10 protein-coding genes and 1 pseudogene are annotated in these 18,404 nt (G+C 56.0%); 7 read left to right on the forward strand and 4 right to left on the reverse strand.

Annotated features, from left to right (window positions below; genetic code table 11):
* Nucleotides 1–130: 130 nt before the first annotated feature.
* Entirely contained in the window at nucleotides 131–388 is a 258-nt protein-coding gene (locus ACFY5D_RS21775) for a hypothetical protein (protein WP_387534645.1), read from the reverse strand.
* A gap of 874 nt (nucleotides 389–1,262) precedes the next feature.
* Between ACFY5D_RS21775 and ACFY5D_RS21780 the strand changes: the two genes are divergently transcribed.
* A complete protein-coding gene (locus tag ACFY5D_RS21780) occupies nucleotides 1,263–1,835 on the forward strand; it encodes a recombinase family protein (RefSeq protein WP_387534647.1) in 573 nt (190 codons plus the stop codon).
* Between the two features lie 457 nt (nucleotides 1,836–2,292).
* Here ACFY5D_RS21780 and ACFY5D_RS21785 read toward each other — a convergent pair.
* From ACFY5D_RS21785 to ACFY5D_RS21795, 3 genes and pseudogenes are all read right to left on the reverse strand, one after another.
* Nucleotides 2,293–6,028: pseudogene (locus ACFY5D_RS21785) on the reverse strand (hypothetical protein).
* Nucleotides 6,029–6,599: 571 nt separating this feature from the next.
* The gene (locus ACFY5D_RS21790) at nucleotides 6,600–7,271 is read right to left on the reverse strand and encodes a hypothetical protein (RefSeq protein ID WP_387534649.1); all 672 of its coding nucleotides are present in this window, start codon (nucleotides 7,269–7,271) and stop codon (nucleotides 6,600–6,602) included.
* Nucleotides 7,272–7,390: 119 nt separating this feature from the next.
* Nucleotides 7,391–8,095 carry a helix-turn-helix domain-containing protein gene (locus tag ACFY5D_RS21795; protein WP_387534651.1) on the reverse strand — a complete coding sequence of 235 codons (705 nt, stop codon included), beginning with the start codon at nucleotides 8,093–8,095 and terminating at the stop codon, nucleotides 7,391–7,393.
* 1,706 nt (nucleotides 8,096–9,801) lie between these two features.
* On the opposite strand from ACFY5D_RS21795, the gene ACFY5D_RS21800 reads away from it, so the two are divergent.
* The 6 genes from ACFY5D_RS21800 to ACFY5D_RS21825 all read left to right on the forward strand — a co-directional run bounded on the left by ACFY5D_RS21800 (nucleotide 9,802) and on the right by ACFY5D_RS21825 (nucleotide 16,897).
* Entirely contained in the window at nucleotides 9,802–10,353 is a 552-nt protein-coding gene (locus ACFY5D_RS21800) for an exosortase/archaeosortase family protein (protein WP_387534653.1), read from the forward strand.
* A 6-nt stretch (nucleotides 10,354–10,359) separates the two neighbouring features.
* Entirely contained in the window at nucleotides 10,360–11,727 is a 1,368-nt protein-coding gene (locus tag ACFY5D_RS21805; RefSeq protein ID WP_387534655.1) for a glycosyltransferase, read from the forward strand.
* Nucleotides 11,728–11,782: 55 nt separating this feature from the next.
* Complete coding sequence (gene wecB, locus ACFY5D_RS21810) at nucleotides 11,783–12,928, forward strand: non-hydrolyzing UDP-N-acetylglucosamine 2-epimerase (protein WP_387534657.1); 1,146 nt, start codon at nucleotides 11,783–11,785, stop codon at nucleotides 12,926–12,928.
* A 228-nt stretch (nucleotides 12,929–13,156) separates the two neighbouring features.
* Nucleotides 13,157–13,957 (forward strand): septum formation family protein, encoded by an 801-nt coding sequence (locus ACFY5D_RS21815; RefSeq protein WP_387534659.1) that lies wholly within the window; start codon nucleotides 13,157–13,159, stop codon nucleotides 13,955–13,957.
* Nucleotides 13,954–15,678: a hypothetical protein gene (locus tag ACFY5D_RS21820; protein WP_387534661.1), complete on the forward strand. Its 1,725-nt coding sequence runs from the start codon at nucleotides 13,954–13,956 to the stop codon at nucleotides 15,676–15,678. The genes ACFY5D_RS21815 and ACFY5D_RS21820 overlap by 4 nt, the downstream gene beginning before the upstream one ends.
* A complete protein-coding gene (locus ACFY5D_RS21825; protein WP_387534663.1) occupies nucleotides 15,656–16,897 on the forward strand; it encodes an acyltransferase family protein in 1,242 nt (413 codons plus the stop codon). The genes ACFY5D_RS21820 and ACFY5D_RS21825 overlap by 23 nt, the downstream gene beginning before the upstream one ends.
* The last annotated feature ends 1,507 nt before the right edge of the window (nucleotides 16,898–18,404 follow it).

Genomic DNA, 18,404 nt, shown 5'->3' on the forward strand with positions numbered 1-18,404 from the left:
ACCGCGGCCATCTGGCACAACCAAAACATCGGCCGGCATCCGCTGCGCTCATTGACCGCTTACGACCACTGAACCCTTGGAATCAATCATCTAGGGGCTATTCGTCGCTCCCCCGACAGCCGACCGGGACTCAGGGGCCGGTAACGATGGTGTCCTCGACCGGGTTTGCCCGGCTTATGCCGGTGATTTCGACGCCGTTTCCGTTTGGCAGGTTCGCCGTCCAAGCCGCATTTGGCGCCAGGATCCACGTGAGGATTCCAAATTCGACTTCGGCCGCATCCTTTGCTTGAAGCAAGCCTTGATATGTTCCGAGATTTTCCTCATGGGCCGGATGAACAAACCGGGCACCGAGCCGGGGGCCGTACGTGACCCGGTAGAGCATGCACATTCGGAATCCCTTACGTTGGTCGCGGAGGCCGATCGCTGATCGACCTTTACACCGATCCTACCCAGATGAAACGCGCAGCCATGGTCGGCACACAAAATGGAATGCGCACACGTCACTGTCTCTATTCTTTGCCGCCCGGGAACCCCAGCGAGGCTCCAGGCGGCCGTCCCCCGGACCGTGGCCTCCCCGCAACATTGGTGTGCGGCAGTGCCCGCAAGGTACGGGCGGGACGCCCGAAAACCGCGTCGGTCGGCCTTGATGGGGTCCAATCACACGGCAAGAAACCAGGCTAGCGGCCGAGGCACGTCGCCACGGGTAGTTGTGCAGGGCAATGGCCCATGTTTGACGGTGTGCGGCCATGAGCATGAATCGCGAACCAACGATGATCCAGGTGCAGAATATCGAAGCGAAGCCAAGCAATGGACGGAACCGGCACCGCGGCTTAGACTGCGGCGAAGGACGCGCTGGCCCCGGAACCGGAGGGCGAACGCAAGCCCGAATCCCAAACGACATGAACGCGGCCTCTTGGAAATACGCCCTAGCCCGCTTGCTCCCCCGCCGGCCACGGCCGGTCCCGCATCAGATTCAGGATGAAGTCAGATGCACCGATAACAGCACATATGCAATTGAAATCATCCGATTGATCGTGTTGATGCATTCGTGAGGAGGACCCGCCACCTGACGAAGTTTGGGCACCGTTGTATGGCTTAGGAAACCTGTCGGGTTTACCGGAGGCAGCAATTCTCGAAAACGATCGTTAGCGAGACACTTCCACGGGCATTTCGGGAAACCCGGAACCGCGCAGAGGATTTTGTAACGCATCCCGTGTACGCGCCAATGTAACGGCCAACCCCATTTGTGATACATTCTTCCCATGCGAATCGGATACGGACGAGTCTCAACCCGCGAACAACACCCCGAAGCCCAACACGACGCCCTCACCGCCGCCGGCTGCGAACAGGTCTTCCTCGACACCGCCTCCGGGAAACTCGCCCGCCGCCCCGAACTGGACAAGGCCCTGCTCTCGGCCAACCGGGCCGGGGACCAACTCGTGGTCACCAAGCTCGACCGGCTCGGCCGCTCCCTGGAAAACCTCATCGAGCTCTCCAACACCCTGCAGGAACGCGGCGTGGACCTCATCGTCCTGGACCAGGGCATCGACACCTCCACCCCCATCGGGCGCATGTTCTTCCAGATCATCGGATCCATCGCCGAATTCGAACACGCCCTGATGTCCGAACGCACCCGCGACGGACTCGCCGCGGCCCGCGCCCGCGGACGCACCGGCGGCCAAAAGCCGAAACTCGGCCCCCGCCAGGTCAAGCTCGCCCGCGACATGTACGAGGAAAAAGGACCAGACGGGAAACGCGCCCACACCGTCGAAGAGATCGCCCAGGAATTCGGCGTCACCCGCCCCACCATCTACCGCCACCTCGCCAAACCATAGCGGTGAGCCTGCACTCCACTACAGAAGGGCAAAAGGGCGGTTTACGTTGAAGACAACGCCCGTATTGGCGACGCTCTTTCAAGTCGGGGACGATGAACAAAATAGAACAACCCTGACCAAAACCTACTCAACCGAATTCAAAGACCAAGGTTCATGATCGAGCCAACGCGCATCGACGTACCCTCGAGCGCGCGTCCGGCAAATCCGCTGTATATCTAGAAGACTCCGACATCCTGGTCCCGCTAGATCGAGGTACCGAGTGGGACCCGCTAGTAAGGCCGTGGGAAGGTTCCCCGCGAAGGGTTCGAAAGAGGCACCACCGAGCTCCTCTGGCTCCTCGGTTTACTCCTTCGCCGCAGGCGGGAAAATCCGTCGAATCTATGAGCCGATTAACGAGTGATTCGCCGAACCGCTCAGAATCCTTGCTGCTTCGGTTCGAGTGAAGCTTTGAAAGTTGTTATGCCGTAGCCCGTTTGAGATTCGCCTGAAGTTTCCGCCCATGCGTCTTGGTGGTTTTCAGTTCTGCGCCGGTGTGTGTGATCCCGGCTAAGCGTGCCAGTAGCGCCTGATGGTCGTTGTCTGCATCAAAGCGAACGACACCATTGCCGCCTTCCGACACGCGTCCGTAGTCACCGCCCATGGAGCAAAGAATCGTCCTAAGATCCCCCATTGATAGACTTCCATTTTGGATAATGATGAGTTCCACCATCAATTCATTCGATGCACCGGCTCGTTGCAATGTTTCTAGGCGCGAAAGGTCCAGGATCTCCCGTCGCTCGATCAGGGCCTGCAGGATTGCATTCGTTTGAATTCTGGTTGCTTCTGGCACAAGTTCGTTTAGCTTACTGAGGAGCTTCTTTTTGGTCTCGTCCGAGATCTTCTTGCTTCTAAGTACTTGGGGCAAGTGGTGTGCCGGCATGATGGTGGCGTCAGCAATCTCGCCGAATTTTTCCGAGGCGACGACTGCTGTCTCGAAATCGTCCCAACGAGTCAGTAGATCTGGGCTGAAAGTCTCCGGGGCATCAGCCAACAGGCCAGCTTTGAGTAGACGACCAACCAAATTTGCGTCCTCAACGGTTATCTCTGTGATTGGAATGATGCCAGGACTCAAGGATTCAGCAATCTTTACTCGAATGTCTGGTGAGGGGATCTCTTCTCGAGCCTTGAGAATTTGGGTGGCCACGGAAAGTTTCTCAGTGATCTCAGCCTCTTCGACGTCCGTTATCTCACCATGTGTGGATACGAATTTTCCCAGGGCCTGGTCAACACCATACTCATCAACATATCGATGGATGTTGGCGAACGTTGGGTTGGTTCGGTCGTGAAGGACGAGGGGTACCCAAGTATCTGACTCAACGCTCTCAAGATCCAGAACCCGGCATTCGACGGGTGTTTCCTTCACAAAACGGTCTAGGAGTATTCCCGATACCGAGGCAGCGACGTCATTCAGGACATGCGTGAAGTGAACAGACGCCAGGATTGGTGCCCCCGCCGGTTCAAGCTTCGGTAGCTCGTTGAGGTAATCTTCCAGATTGCTCATGACATGGTTATAGATCGGCTCCCTCTCGGCTTCTCCACGCAATGCATCGAGTGCAACATGCTCGGCGCCACCCAGCGACTGAAGGTTGGTTGCCGTCACGGGATAGATGCTGAGCTGCGCCGCGGCTTTTAGCGCGGCTGGATTGAGCATTGTCGTATCGCGAATTGACCCCTCGGCCTCGGCAACGGTCTTCATGACGATGTGTGCTCGGGATTGGTTCTGGGGGTTGGTGAGGTTCTGCAGTTTTCCGTAGTTCGCCGATAGGTATGAACCAACTCCACTATCGAGATCGCTCCTCTCATGGGAGGTGATTGCGCCAAGGACCGTATCGACGAGGTGAAGCCGCGTTTCAGGTGTGACTGGTGCATCTACGACAACGTAACGTAGCGCTTGCTCCCATGACTTGGTCATTAGTGCTGCTAGTTTCGCGGATTCATGAGGTGCTTTGCGTTGGAAGAACCGGCTAACGAATTTCTGTTCCAGTTCCTCCCATCTGGTGGCCAAGCGTGAAGCCACGCGTTCAGCAGCTTCGGGACGGTGCACAAGAAGGTAGTTCACGATATCGAGATTGTAGATACTCTGGTCGTCGAAGAGATCGGCGCTGTTGCTGGTTGCGTCCTGTTCTAGCATGATTTGGGCGATATCTTCATCGGTCAACTCGTGTTCGAGAACCGGGGTACCCGGTTCGATGGCACGTGAAATGTACTCTGCAGCGTTAGGACCAACAACTTCACCGTAGAACATTGAGCTGTATCGGGCGAAATGACGAGGCAGATAGCCGTTTTTTATCAGATCGCTTGTGAGTGGTGAAGGCGCATAGGTTTTCACCAGGCCCTCGAAACTAATCTCATCACCTGTTGCGTGTTTTCCTTCTGCCGGCTCAGCTGTGATCGTCAGATCATCTTTTGAATAAAGCTCCGCCCACTTGTGGTGCCGTAGGAAACCGATCTTCCTCTCTACCATCTCAATCTGCGCTAGAAGGTCCTTGGCGTCGGCAGCCCTCCATGCTATCGGCTCGATGGACATGCCGATAAGGCTTTCTAGCAGCTGCCGGCCCAGTTTCACATCAGTGGAGTTCGTATAGTAGCCGTGTCCCCCTGACATCGTGATTGTAAGATCCTCACCGTCAGCGATGCGTTGCCACCCCGCGGGATTGCCCAGGTCCGCATCAGTCAGGGGGCGGACGAATCTAACCGCGTCAGCGGTGAATCCTGCAGGCATCGACAAGAAATGAGGTCGAAGAGACTCAAGCTGTACGCCGGCTTGCATGGCACGAGTATTGCGTGAATTGCCGTTTTCCAGTTGAGTTCGCAGGTCGGTGAGCTCGTCTGTTTGCACAGCGATATTTGATTCGACCAAAGCGTTCCAACGCCGTACAAGGACGTCAAGCGGACTTTCGGCAAGACGGATCCCCTCATAAGCATCCGGACAAGTCACCCGCAACAGGACAAGCGACAGCACTATGTCGTCGCTGATCTTGGGCATTGGATTCGTGGCCGAGGTCATCAGCCGATCTTTGTGGATCTCGAACTCGTTCCGAATCGACTGAATTGTGCGCATATCTGCCACATGCCTAGCCGCTAATCGGATCAGTGACGGTGAGATACCTTTCGAATCCGGTGACTTCGCCACATGAACATCCATTACCTTTGTCATGAGATCCCGCGCATTGTCAGTGGAAACGAACGGGATAATGGGGATGATGACGTCGAAGTACTTTGCCCGATTCGCCCGGCTCATTCCGGTTGCTGGCTGCGCTTCGTCGCTCGTGCAGTTTGGCGAATTATCGCTGCCAGGTTCTCGCGTCGTATTCTTTTTGATGCCGATTTTGCCGAGTACACTATCGCGGATTGCATAGATGAAGATAATTCTTCGTTTCACCTGGTCGGAGTTGTTGACCAAAATATTCAGCGCGCAACGTGTCAAATACAACCGCATCATCGAATCTGTCCACATCCTCGATCAGCACGATATCGGTCTTGCTGGCTTGGAAGAAGTACATGATCTCATCCAAGTACTGATCGAAATAGCTCGAGGATGTGGGTTCGAGACTGACCGATAGCGCCGATGCCTTGACCCCTGCTTTAAAGGTGTAGCGACCTGCGATCAGTCTCCAAACAAATACCGCCAGAAGGACGGGGCCAACAGCTAGCGCAACCCAAAACCATGGTGAATTCCAACCTGTCTGGTTGACGCGTTGCACTAGAGTTTCCTGCCACCCGGCCAAGACGGACACGACCCACGAAACAAGCACAACGAGTGCAGCTGTACATGCGACTTTGAACGCGGTCCATTTTGAAGGCGTCGAAGCCCGTTGAAAGCGAGAGTGGGGTGTCATCCATGGTGGCAACTGATAGAGGAGCTGTTTGACCAGTTCTTTCTGAATCCGGTTGCTCATCTCAGCCTCGGCCTTATTCTCCGATTGGACTGCGGGGGCTAGCTCGGGATCGAGCGTCGACAATGAAAGCTCGATGACCTTCCGGTGCCGCAGCGTGCGACTCAGCTCGCGCAAGACACTTGACTTCCCTGACCCGTAAGCACCGGTGAGCGCGATATTTCGGGTATCAGGGTGCTTTATGGCCCGTTCGAGTAGGTCCAAATAGACTTCATGATGAGCGGGATGGTATTTCGGTGCCAACGATTCCAACGGCATCGTGTTCCCAGCGCGTGCCGGCCTCCGGGGAGGGATGAGATTGCGAGTCGTATCTCCTGTAACTCTCCCACGCGAAAGAAAAAGCCGCAGCGATTGAAGCACTCTTAGAAATTGGCTGCCTATTCGGCGCCAAGAAACTTTGAAGCCACGGCCTTTAGAAGCGGCCTTCGGGTTTTCTGCTTGGGATCCTTGTTGGCGAGTATCAGACACCTTACGATGCTATCGGGGAATCTCAAGAAGCCACGTTTCCAAAATTCTCATATTAGAAATCAAGGGCGCCTAAAACCAATATTGGATCCGCTTTCATTGCCTGGCAATAGCGAGCTTGCGGAGTCCTAACGTCATGGCTTTCATGGCGGACCGGTATACGCCTAGCCGCTTGACATGGGTTGCTCGAAGGTTGGATGGGCCAATGGACCGTGACTCTATGCGGACTTCCGGTACGGAGAGCTGCGTGACCGATACGGTCATAACGGCAGACACTTCTCCGTACCGAGACCAACCCCTGTCCGTTTCACACGGCTGGATCCGGGGGCGGGGTTCTGAGAACGGCGCGACGGCGTATACCTGTTCAGCGGCGACTACCGAGCCGGCGGATAGGAGGAAGGCCCGAAACTTGAGCAGATGTGGCCAGAATCCTTAACGCGTCGTGAGCCGGTTGGCGGTGCTCGTCGTCGAGCGACAACCAGGCCTGGTGTGAGGGCTCCTTCAGAGCTTCAAACAGCGCGTTGAGCCGCTTCAGGTCGCTGCCGCCCAGCTCGGCGACGATGGCATAGGGATCGGGAATGCAGGCACACAGCATGGCTGCATCTTCCAGATGACGTGAACGGTCCCGTGAGTCTTCCAGGTAGGCGGCGCCCTTGAGCACCAGGGCACCCTGAAGGTTTGGAAGGCTCAGCCGGGTCGCCTCACCCGTATCGGTTTCAATCGTCACGTTCACTGTGCGCTTCAGCGCCTGGGTGCCCCCGGGAATCTTAAATGGCAACCTGCCAGCAATTTTGGTCACAATGCTCGGCGCCGGGTGATCGGCGATCATCACATCAATCTGCTGCTCACCTCGGAGGAACCGATGAGCGACGGCGTCCCCATTTAGGGAGTGCTCGATTTCGTAGCCGAGTTCTCGGAGCGCTTGCACCATCTTGTAGGTGGTCGTCGCCCCTGTCTCAATGTGTAGAACGATGTCCACATCGGCGGTCGATCTGGTGAGGGTCAACCCCGCTGCAGCGGCATGGAGCTGAACCATGAGGCCCCCAACAAGAGTCCACTGATCAGATGGAACTGCTGCGGCGAGCTCCGCGCATTGCGGCCACGGCGAAGCCCACCCGCCAGGAGGCGCTTCAATGGTCCATGTTTCTCGCTCAGTCATTGGGTCTCTCTCAGCCATTTGAAAACGATCTTGTGGAATGATTCTTCTCCAGCCCTCCGCTCGCGCGTGGACAATGAATCCATGAGGTCCACGGCAATAGCAGCAGTCGGGGGACCATCGTTCCCGAAGACTTCCATCGTATTCACAAGGTGCATGGTGACGTTTCCTTGAGGGTCAGGGATCATCGAGAATGCATCGATGAGCTGGAGTGCGCCCTCCTGGTCGACATAGCCCTCTGCGACGTCTGAGCCTGCGGCGAGATGGAATTGGCTTGCGATTATGGAGCTTTTGAGAGCTGCGACGCCGGTGGGTAACAAGTAGTCCTGCACATTGCCGATGCCACTTGGATGGATTCTGTACCGTTCGACCCGGTCTTTAGTTGATACGGCTGCCGACAGCTCTTCGGGGTTCATCGACCTGATTCGTGTTTTAAGCCTGTACCGAGAATTAGCATCGATCCAGCGAGGGATATCACCCGAAATGAGAGACAAAGCAGCCCAAGCGGTTTTTTCGGACCACTTGCGACCTAGAACGCTTCCTCGATTCTTGTAGCGGCGGACGGATTCCCTGTCGATGAGCAGATTCCGTCCCGCTCTCCCTGCGGAAAGCAGGGTGCCGCTGCCCAGAAGTTTGCGGACCATTGACCGAGTGACGCCGAGTTCCTCGCCAGCCTCCGCTGTCGTCATCCAAGTAGTTGCCATACTTAATGATATCCCTAGGCGAACCAATATGCCTATACGTAAAGGTATCCGCAGGGTCACCTTTACGCCGACATACAAGGTGCCATGTCGTCAATGAGCGCCCCATCCGCTCGACCCTAGAAAAGCCGGTCGATGCCTTTGCTTGGGCCGCCGATAGTTTCTGTTACGTCAACTATTAGAAGGCAAGGTGTAGAAGGCGCCCTTTACAGGTAGCTGCGGGACATCCCATGACGTCACAGTCATCTAAAGTGAAGCATTCTCACGCCGGGCCTCCTTGAGGCCTCTAACCCCTGGGATGGGAGCACACCAACTTCACCGGCGATGACACCGGGCCACGCGCCAACCAGAACAGGCCAGGCAAATACGGACCACCTGATTAACGGCAACTACCAGTTATCTACCCCAATAAAAGAATCTGGACATAGCAGTGTGTCTCCCTGCTTTGGGGAAGCAGGGAGACACACCTGTGTGTCACGTACTCAAAGAATCTGGTGACAATGAGTACACGACCCCGCCCATCGCATTCATGGGGGATCTTGAATGGGCGGGAGTTTTCTAGGACACGGTTAGCGCTTCAACGCAGCCGTGCGGAGGGACGCTTAGGTGCTTCCCAAGACCAGAAGGCCGAGGAAATCGACACCCGCATCCGTAACAGAATCAGCTACCGGAGTAGTCAACTCGTTGATAATGAGCAGAGGGACCCTGGGGACTTTTCTTCATGATTAGGCTCATCGGCCACGGCGGTGAAGTCAGCAATCTTGTTTTCAACGTCCACGGACGGTAAGCCTGCAGGCTTACCGTCAACGGTTTGGTCAACCGTGAGGTTGTTGCCGTTGTTCAGCCCTAAACCTTTGCATTCCAGTTGCCGCCCTTTTCAAAGGCGTCCTTATCCTCTCCAGCGATAGGGAACCTTGATCGTAGTGGTTGCGCAAGGCTCCCCCTACAGGTCAGCACCGCTGATTGCTCCTTGTCGTTCTGGCTTTCAACTTCAGCAGTCACAGCGACAGTAGTAAGTTTGCCAGCCGTGAGATGAGGAGAAAGTCCGAAACAGTTCTTCTCTCCCTGAGAGAATGGGTACCCCTTAGGATGTACAACACGGTCATCAAGAAAGCGGCCTACGCAGGTGCACCGCGGCTAGGAGCAGCCTTGCTACCGTGAAGGCAGCGTCACCTGCGGTTGATAACTTTCTTGCTTTTATGCTCTCGGTCCTCCAAGAGCGCGCACATATGATGTGCAACTTTTGGATGCATCTTCCTAACCACTCGATGCCATACGGGTAAGAATGGTTTGGCGCATAGCTAAGAGCCCTCCGACGATGAGCCCAAGGCCCATAAAAGCTACCCCAAGACTAGTGAACCCCGTGGAAGCCAATGCTCCACCTCCGACGACGCCACCCCCAATGGGCGGAATTCCAGCTCCATACATGCGGTGCCACCTCCTTCAAAATCTGATTTAGCCAACAGCAGGAATGGAACTCCTACCTCTCGCAAAGAACGCGGAAAGCCCTCGTTCGAGACTCGGCTGAGCGGGCAGATGGCCGCTTGTAAGCAACCATCTCTTATGTCAGAAACTAACATATTAGCTCTTACATATTAGATCCTGACATACGTTTGGCGAGGCGTCAATTGCCACATGCATCTAATATGTAATATGTTAGTTAGTGAAGCCGCGTTAGCCAAACCTGCGACAAACCAAGGAAATCCTGCATGTCATTGACCAAGAACCAGCCACGCGAAAGCCCGACGACGAGACGCAAGGCCCCAAAAGCTCACCAATTCACCGCCGTGGGCTTGCTGCTGGCCATGCTCGTCTCACTCCTCGCGCATGAACACGTTCGTCGTGTTGAAGCGAGGATTGCCGGATGGGCCATTGAAACATTCATGGACGTAGGCACCTATATGGAGCCTTATGGCACATACTTGACTATCGGAGCGGGCACTCAGCACATTTTCACCCTCGACGTCACGTTCGCGTGCAGTGTTGTTCTACTAACAGCACCCTTGCTGCTTGTTGCTGCCTTGTTGCTGTTCAGCGGTCGAGGATCGCTCTCCCTCACCATCCCTGCAGCGCTTGTGGGTGTCGCAATTTTAGTCGCGATCAACACTCTCCGAATCATGTTGATCGCCGCGCTGACCAGGGAAAACAACCTTGATGGATTCGCCCTGGCCCACACTGTCTACGGATCGTTGCTGGTGCTTATCGGCTTAGCTTTTGTTCAGGTGCTGTTCGTGAAGACCGTCATCAAAAAACGCCGGTAGCCGAGGATGAGTTTTGATATCTTCCTCAGCATTTGCATCATCTTCTCGCTCGGCTTCGGCACCCTCTTTCTCGCCTACGTGTTCGCCATCATCATCCCGTTCCTGCGGCGAAAACCCGGCGCGGCAGGGGACCCCGATGATTTCGAATGGCACTTCGCACTCCCCTGCCGCGATGAAGAAGTGGTCATTGGCGACACCATCACCTACATGCGCTCAACATTCCCTGAATGCCATGTCTGGGTCATCGATGACGATTCGGATGACGCCACCGCTGAGATCGTTCACGGCTTCACCCGCACAGATTCACGGGTGCACCTGATCCAACGTCGCCGACCCGAAGCACGAACCGGGAAGGCGCACGCACTGAATTTCGGCTACAAGATCATCCTCAAATCCCTCCAAGGTCAAGACCTGTCCAAGATCATCTTGGTCGTTTGCGATGCTGATGGTCGCCCCTCGAGCAACCTGCAAGAGGTGTGCGCCGGCCCCGGACTCTTTGGAGATGACGAAATTGCTGCCGTCCAGGTAGAAGTCCGAATGAGTAACCGTGTAGTGCACACCCCATACCCCGAGAAAGGGAAATTTGCAAACCTCTTTGCTCGCACCTTCGTTCGTCTGCAGGACCTTGAATTTCGTGGGCCGATCTCCGCTATCCAGATGAGCCGCAAATACAGCGGAACAGTCAATGTAGGCGGCAACGGACAGCTAAACCGCATGTCTGCGCTGGCGGAAATTGCCGATGAGAAAGGTCCCTGGCGCGGCTCCCTGCTAGAAGATTTCGAGCTCGGAATCCACTTCATCATGGCCGGATGGCATAACGGATATACCCCGGACGCCTGGGTGGATCAGGAAGCTTTGTATTCGGTACGCCGCTTCCTCACACAACGTGCTCGATGGTCTCAAGGAACTATGCAATGCAACTCGTACCTTAAACGGATCTGGCTCAACCCCAACGTCACCAACCTCGGCGCCCTGGAGCTTTCCTATTTCCTGATCCAACCGTGGGTCACACTGCTCGGAACCGTTCTATACCCGGTTCCGATGATCCTGATGGCCTACAACTTCACGATGTACCCGGCCTTCGCCGCGCACTTCCTTGCCAACGGCGGGGCAATCCTGCTGACCGCCTATCTGGTCGTGGGCATCGGCGAATTCGTTGTCTGGGGATTCCTCTATCGAAAGCGGTGCGAACCCGAAGAGACCGTATTGACAGCACTCGGCTGGGGTCTGAGTTTCTTTTTGTATCTCTACACCGTCTACATCATCGTCTGGAAAGCATTCTACCGAATTGTCAAGGGCCAAGACGGGTGGGTTAAAACCATCCGCAATGCCGAAAACGTGTCGGTCAACGAAGCAATAGCCCGACCCGAGTAGCTACCGACCAACCGCTAACCGCAGCAACAATCTTTGACTGGGGAATATCTTGAGAATGAAGAATCCAGCAGCAAACATTCACGAACTCACCTCAAAGCTCGGCGATATCGGAGTCGTGCTTGGCACCCGCCCGGAAATCATCAAACTCGCCGGTGTCATCACCGAGCTTGGCACCCGTGCACGAGTCATCCATACCGGACAACACTGGGATGACTCCACGGCCGGCCAGTTCTTCCAAGACCTGGGCATTGGCGCTCCAGATATTGTTCTGCCCCACGCCCAAGGCGGCCCGCGAGGCGCCCAGATCGCGACGGGCATCAGTGAGCTCACAGCACATTTCAGCGCCAATCCCCTGTCCGCGGTCATCGTTCAAGGCGACACCAACAGCACCTCAGTGGGCGCCCAATCAGCAAACTACGCAGGAGTCCCCCTCATCCACGTAGACGCTGGGCTCCGCTCGCACGACCGAAACATGCCCGAAGAAATCAACCGACTCGTCGTCGGCGCTTTATCTGACGTTCACTGCGCGGCCAGCAAAGAAAACGCAGCAAATCTCCTCCGTGAAGGCGTCGATCCTGACCGAATCATCATCACGGGCAACACTGTCATCGAATCAACCCTGCGCGCGCAAAGCCAAGCCAAGGGAACTGAACGGGCCAACCTCAGTAAATCAACTCGCACCATCGGCTACATCCTTGCCACCATCCGCAGACCCGAAAACACCGATTCGCCCCAGAGTCTCGAACGAATCCTGCGAGCCCTCGCAGCGGCTCCACTTCCGGTCGTCTTCACGATGCACCCACAAACCCAAGCTGCCATCCGAGCACACCATTTAGAGCCGCTTACCAGCGGATTCGAAATACTCACCGGCGTCGGACATGCGGGATTCCTCGATCTCGCTGCCCACGCCACTTTGATTGTCTCTGATTCCGGAGGCCTCCAAGAAGAAGTGACCGTGCTGAAAAAGCGACTCCTGGTCATTCGCCGTTCAACAGAGCGCCCCGAATCCATTGAAGCGGGGTTCGCCAAGCTCGTCACCCCCGAACACGACATAAGTCAAGCAATCCATGACGAACTGCTCCACCCCGGTCGAGCTCACTCCCTAGCCTCCGTCGCCTCTCCCTATGGCGCCGGAAACGCCAGCAACATCATTGCCTTCATCGCCCGCAACCTAGCGGCCGCCCATCCCCAGCTGAACTAACCTCCATCGCGCAAAAGTCTCTGAACTCGCGCGACGAACACTCAGCCACGTTCACTATCGGTCCTTCAAGCCTCAGCACACCAACTGACACCACCGCAATCTCCACAGAAAGTCACCATGCCGATGCCCCAATCCGGACTTGTTGTTCCCTCCGGAATTTTTGCCCAACCCCAAGATCAGCACCGCTGGATCCGCGTCAAAGCAGCAGCAGGCTAGACGGGGCTCGAGATGAAGATCAAAAGCCCCCGCTGGCGTGCACTCACCGCCGGACTAGCATGCCTCGCAGCGTTGTCCATGACCGGATGTGACCAAACCCAAAAGGTGTACGCAGAAAGCACCAAGTCCATGATCGGCACCTGCCATGCACTGCTAAACAGTGAAGAATTCGACGCCACCAGTGACAGCCGACCACCGGTGGACTGTACTGAGCCACACACCAGCGAAACCTACGCCGTCTACAACCTCACCGGAGAACTCACCAAAGGTCTCTGGGCTACACGCCGGCCAAACCAGCAACAACTCAAGGCACTCACGGGTGAAATTTGTCCATACAACAAAATCAGAAGATACCTCGGCGCCGCGGTGCGCGATGCCTCAAGCAACTTGTCCATTGTTGCTTACTATCCTTCTCCCGAATCCTGGGAAACCGGGGACAGATCAGTGCGGTGCGACCTCACCTCATATACCAAGGCCGGCGAAGCACCCGTCAGCACCTATTCACTCCGAAACTCGCTGAAATCCTTGGGTGCCAGTGACAACGTTCGAGAATGCTACACCTTCGATCGGGCTTTCGCTGAAGGAACCACAACCTCATGCGATAAACACCACCAAGGCATTGCCGTAAACGCTTGGCTCACTCTGGAAAACAAATCCTGGAAACAAGAGACGCTCAGCAATCTCTGCAAACCCTACGCTCACGAATTCGCTAAGGCTCACAAAATCAAGAACCGTAAACCTACCGGCCTGCTTGAAACCAACTCCGAAAATGATGCGCTGACCCTTAAATGCGCTCTTGAGTCTAAGCAATGAGCCATAACTTAGACCCATCGCGCCTTTTGTTCTCTCGAGCCATCAAACGAATTGGTAGCTTCTTCGCACCAGGTAGCACCAGGAATGATGGGCGAGTCAACCGAATCATTCCAGCTCTCACAGGGCTCTTCAGCACTGCATTCATCCTCTTTAGACTCTTCTACCCCACCACCGTGGGTATGGGTGACCAAGGCGATGGTCGGCGCCTGGTCTGCCCCCTCGGACTATCGAACGTTCGACCCTGGGACTACGGAGATTTTACCTCCCATATCTTCCCTTCCTGGGTCGAGCACCAATGGTATGGCGAAGCCTGCGGAGCCGACGGCTCCGGCGAACCCTACTATTCCAGCCAAACCCTCATTCTCTGGCCCGCCAAATACCTGACCCGACTCCTGGGTTGGGGCAACGGGCTGGACACCCGAGCCGTAGCCATCATCTGCGCCATGCTTTTCGGGATCCTCACCGCCGCGTTCATCAACCTCCTACCAGGACGCGCCAGCTTCCGAGTCATCATCGCTCTGCTCATCACGCTGGTCACCGCCGACGGAATCTTCTCCGGCTTCTTCGTCTCCGCCTACAGCGAGCCAGCAGCCTTCCTCGGCGTCTACGCCATTATGGTGTCCCTACTCTTCTGGTGGCGCCGACCCCGCTTGAAGTACCTCAGCCTGTTCATGGTGATTATCTTCTCGGCCTTCACCATCGCCGCTAAAACACAGACCGCCTCATTCATTCCTGTCATAGTGCTGGCTCTGTGTTGGCAACCATTCAAAGATGCAGCTGCGAAAACAAACAGCAAAAAAAGCAAGAAGACCGTCTCAGAGTGGGGTGCAGTCCGGCGCTTCGCCCCCGCATTCATCGCCCTGGTCTTGTTGGGTTCCTTCACCCTCACGTTCTCTAAAGCCCAACCAGAGCGCTTCACCGAACTGAACCTCTACAACGCCGTGTTCACCGAGATGCTCCCCCACAGCCCAACGCCCGAAGAAGACCTGGAATGGTTTGGTCTGGACCCGTCCTTCATTGAATCCAAGGGGACCACCGTCGCCTCAACCAACGCCGCGGTCTATAACTCCCTCTATGAGCAGTTCTTCAAAAAAGTTTCCCTATCAAAGATCGGCGTCTTCTACGTCACCCACCCCGACCGGCTCCCCTCCATGGCCACTCGTGGCCTCCAAGCCATGACTCAACCCGAACTGCAGTACTTGGGGTCGTTCGAGGCCGGCACCGGACACGAAGCACACGAGAAGGAACGACGAGTCCCTGTCGTGCTGAACATCTTCGAATCCTTCCAAGATTCGGCCGGAACACTCTTCCTCATCCAAATCCTCACCTGGCTGATGGGTTTCGGCGTCGCGATCGCCCCCAAACTTGGTGCAGGAGGACAAGCTGTGGGACGTCTCGCCATCGTTTTCATCCCCGCGATCTGGCTCCAATTCTGGGCGGTAATGATGACCGAAGGCCAATCAGAAATCTACAAGCACCTCATCATCGCCGGCTATATGACGGCCCTATGCATGCCACTGCTCGTTGCCCTGATCCTCATCCGTTTCAGACGTAGCAAGCCAGAATCAAAATTCGTTCGTCGGGACGCCGCAAATCTTCAATCTGGCCAAGCCATCGTTGAGAGCTACATCGTGGATCCAGACAGCGAGGCAATGCCCACTCGCCCAGCCAACGAACTTCTTGAACCGACGAGGACCCATGAACAGCCCCCTCATTCCTAGTCCAGAAGGCCCCAACAATACTTCCGACCATACTCCTGTCGGTGATTCCGCCGCCCCGAAGGAACGTAATCGTGCCCTCGAAGGGTGCCTCGGAATCGCCACGCTTGTATTACTGGTCTACCACTCCAACCAGACCAATCGTGGGTTCTACGCCATCGATGCACTCATGTTCATCGCAGCATTCGTCCTCACCGCAAGCCTTATCCGAGAACAAACCCTAACGGGCCGGATCCACCTGAGCAGCTACTACCAACGCACCTTCAAACGCTATGTCCCAGCCGCGCTGGCCATGCTGGCTGTGACCAGCTTGCTCATCTTCCTCTTTGGAAACACCCATGAACAACAAAAGTCATTCCCGACTGTGCTGGCGACCCTCGGACAAGTCGCCAACTGGCAACAGCTTTTCTCAGGTGTCCCCAACTGGGACAACACGACCAAGATTCGCCCGCTGGCTCTCATGTGGACACTCTCGCTGGCCGGACAGTTTCTGGCGCTCCTGCCGATACTGTCCCAGGCGCTTTGGACATTAGCCAAAAAGAAACTGGGCATCTTTACGCTCTTGCTGTTCTCTCTCACCGTCGCAGCGGCATCGGTGAGCCCGATGCTGGCCGCAAGCCACACCACCGAGAGGCTCTACCTGGGATCTGACGCACACGCCCTGCCCCTAGTGGCAGGATCGTTTTTCGCGGCATTGACCGCCTGGATCCAAAAGCACCCACTGGCAGTCAACAAAACCCGGAAAGCTATCGAACGAGCTGCAATTCTCTGGACCTCACTGAGCTTGGTCGGGATAGCCCTGATCGCGGTCGAACACCAGCTCAACGAGTCCTACGAATACGCACTTAACTACCGTAGTGGGTTGATCGTTGTATGCCTCGGACTCGGCATACTCTGTCAGTCGCTAAGCATGCGGCCCAACTTCCTTCAACCGATTCTCGGATTTGCGCCCTTTAGTTCCCTCGGACGTCTCAACTACGAAATTTTCATCCTTCATCTTCCAGTGTCCTGGATCCTACACACTGTGTTTCCAACGCTGGCTCCCATTTCCCTGCTCACTTACGGAGGAATCTTCACCATCATGCTCTCAGCCATCGCTCACTTCAGGATCACCCAAGCCCCCGCACATCAGCCCTGGTACGCCCTCAAAACGAACAACTGGCCGCTGATCTGCCTCGCCATCGCGCTGTTCATCGCCTGCGCCGGGGTAGTAATCTACTGAACTCCGCCAGATCCGCGGCAAGGAACGACAGGAGGATCCAAAGATGAGACGGAGGTTCGCGTCGTTCTTCTTCGCCATGCTGCTTATCACAGCCGTAAGCATGAGCCTTTTGGTCATACCGGCCAATCCATGACGGCTAAGAGCCAACGGAACAGATCGAGGCGTCACAAACGAGGCCCACGTTGCCTCGGAACACCCACGCTCGTGCTGGTCTTCCCTGATAGCCAGAGCCGCATTGCAGCCCGTATGAAACCACGGAAAAGCATTGACCTCCACGCCAGCCATGACTCGCTCGCTTCACAACCCGACGCCGTCTGCGATCTGGTCAGTGACGCCGTTCAAGGAATCGCAAGTTACTGATTCCTATCGCCACTGCAAGCACTCGTTCCGTAGCCACATGCCAAGATCTGATATGCGGCTACAAGCGCGGAACCAGTTATGGAAATTTTCCGGCGTCCAGAAGCCACGACAGTATTCGAAATTCGAACGCGAAACATTGCGAGGAGGAAGGCAAGACACATTGCTAGATTGCAAACTACGCCGATCACCATGAAGGACTTAATCGCTCGTATGTCCTTCGAACGCCTCGAGGCCTTCACCCAGTAGGTGCGCTGGGGCGAACTGCTCGGCTTTTTGCGGACCATAGTGATCCGGATGAAGCCTGCAACGAAGAAGTCCTGATCTTCTCCGAAGACGGTACCTAGCGACTCCTTTTCATTGAGGCCCCGGACGCCAAACAACACAAGAACCGTATGCACCTGGGCTTGAACCGGCGGGAGGCGCCTTGGACCAGGAACTCGAATGACTGCTGGGGTCAGGAGCCGGTGAAGTCGCCGACCGACGCAGGGCAGACGAGTCCGGGTGGGTAGTCCTTGCCGAACCGGAGGGCACCGGATTATGCATTCTGCGCAGTAACGCCGAGAGCCAGGGATAATCGGAACCACTTGAAACTGCTCGCTTTGGAGATACTGACCGGTGAATCAAGTTTTGAAATCACGGTGCTTCTAGCTTTGCCGGCCGGCGGGTCGGCAGCTGGCAATTGTAGGCCGTCCCCCGGGTGGCATGCCACGGGCTGGTGCCCGTTCTCGAAAATGAAGGAAATCGAGACAGCACTGACTATGTCCCAGAATGAAGCGGTAGCCATCGATCGCCTAGTCCAACCACAGGGGAGAAGAAATCGGGCGAAAATTGAGGAGTTTGTCAGGCGCCAAATCGACGCAGCGTCACGACTGAACTTTTCCATGGCTACCGCCCACTATGGCTCGAGGCCAACGTTCGCCTGCGCCCGGTATTCACATCAGCTTTTTCGTTCCTGTACCTGGCGTGGAAGCGGCACTAGGGCGTGTCTCCTAATTGCCGATGGTGCTCCCGGGGATAATTGACGGGTGAAATCCCGTTACACCGTTTTCTCAGATGCCCAGTGGGAGCTGATTGCCCCGTTGATGCCCGATTCCGCGGGCAAGGCGGGGCGCCCTTTCAACGACCACCGGCTGATGACCGAGGGCAT

Origin of the sequence: Paeniglutamicibacter sp. NPDC012692, from assembly GCF_042901625.1 — a bacterium.
In the GTDB taxonomy this organism is placed as follows: Bacteria; Actinomycetota; Actinomycetes; order Actinomycetales; family Micrococcaceae; genus Paeniglutamicibacter.

What these genes read in the sequence shown, in the direction of transcription:
- ACFY5D_RS21775 (WP_387534645.1), bottom strand. Translation starts at nt 388, where the DNA reads ATGTGCATGCTCTACCGGGTCACGTACGGCCCCCGGCTCGGTGCCCGG.
- ACFY5D_RS21780 (WP_387534647.1), top strand. Translation starts at nt 1,263, where the DNA reads ATGCGAATCGGATACGGACGAGTCTCAACCCGCGAACAACACCCCGAA.
- ACFY5D_RS21790 (WP_387534649.1), bottom strand. Translation starts at nt 7,271, where the DNA reads ATGGTTCAGCTCCATGCCGCTGCAGCGGGGTTGACCCTCACCAGATCG.
- ACFY5D_RS21795 (WP_387534651.1), bottom strand. Translation starts at nt 8,095, where the DNA reads ATGGCAACTACTTGGATGACGACAGCGGAGGCTGGCGAGGAACTCGGC.
- ACFY5D_RS21800 (WP_387534653.1), top strand. Translation starts at nt 9,802, where the DNA reads ATGTCATTGACCAAGAACCAGCCACGCGAAAGCCCGACGACGAGACGC.
- ACFY5D_RS21805 (WP_387534655.1), top strand. Translation starts at nt 10,360, where the DNA reads ATGAGTTTTGATATCTTCCTCAGCATTTGCATCATCTTCTCGCTCGGC.
- wecB (WP_387534657.1), top strand. Translation starts at nt 11,783, where the DNA reads ATGAAGAATCCAGCAGCAAACATTCACGAACTCACCTCAAAGCTCGGC.
- ACFY5D_RS21815 (WP_387534659.1), top strand. Translation starts at nt 13,157, where the DNA reads ATGAAGATCAAAAGCCCCCGCTGGCGTGCACTCACCGCCGGACTAGCA.
- ACFY5D_RS21820 (WP_387534661.1), top strand. Translation starts at nt 13,954, where the DNA reads ATGAGCCATAACTTAGACCCATCGCGCCTTTTGTTCTCTCGAGCCATC.
- ACFY5D_RS21825 (WP_387534663.1), top strand. Translation starts at nt 15,656, where the DNA reads ATGAACAGCCCCCTCATTCCTAGTCCAGAAGGCCCCAACAATACTTCC.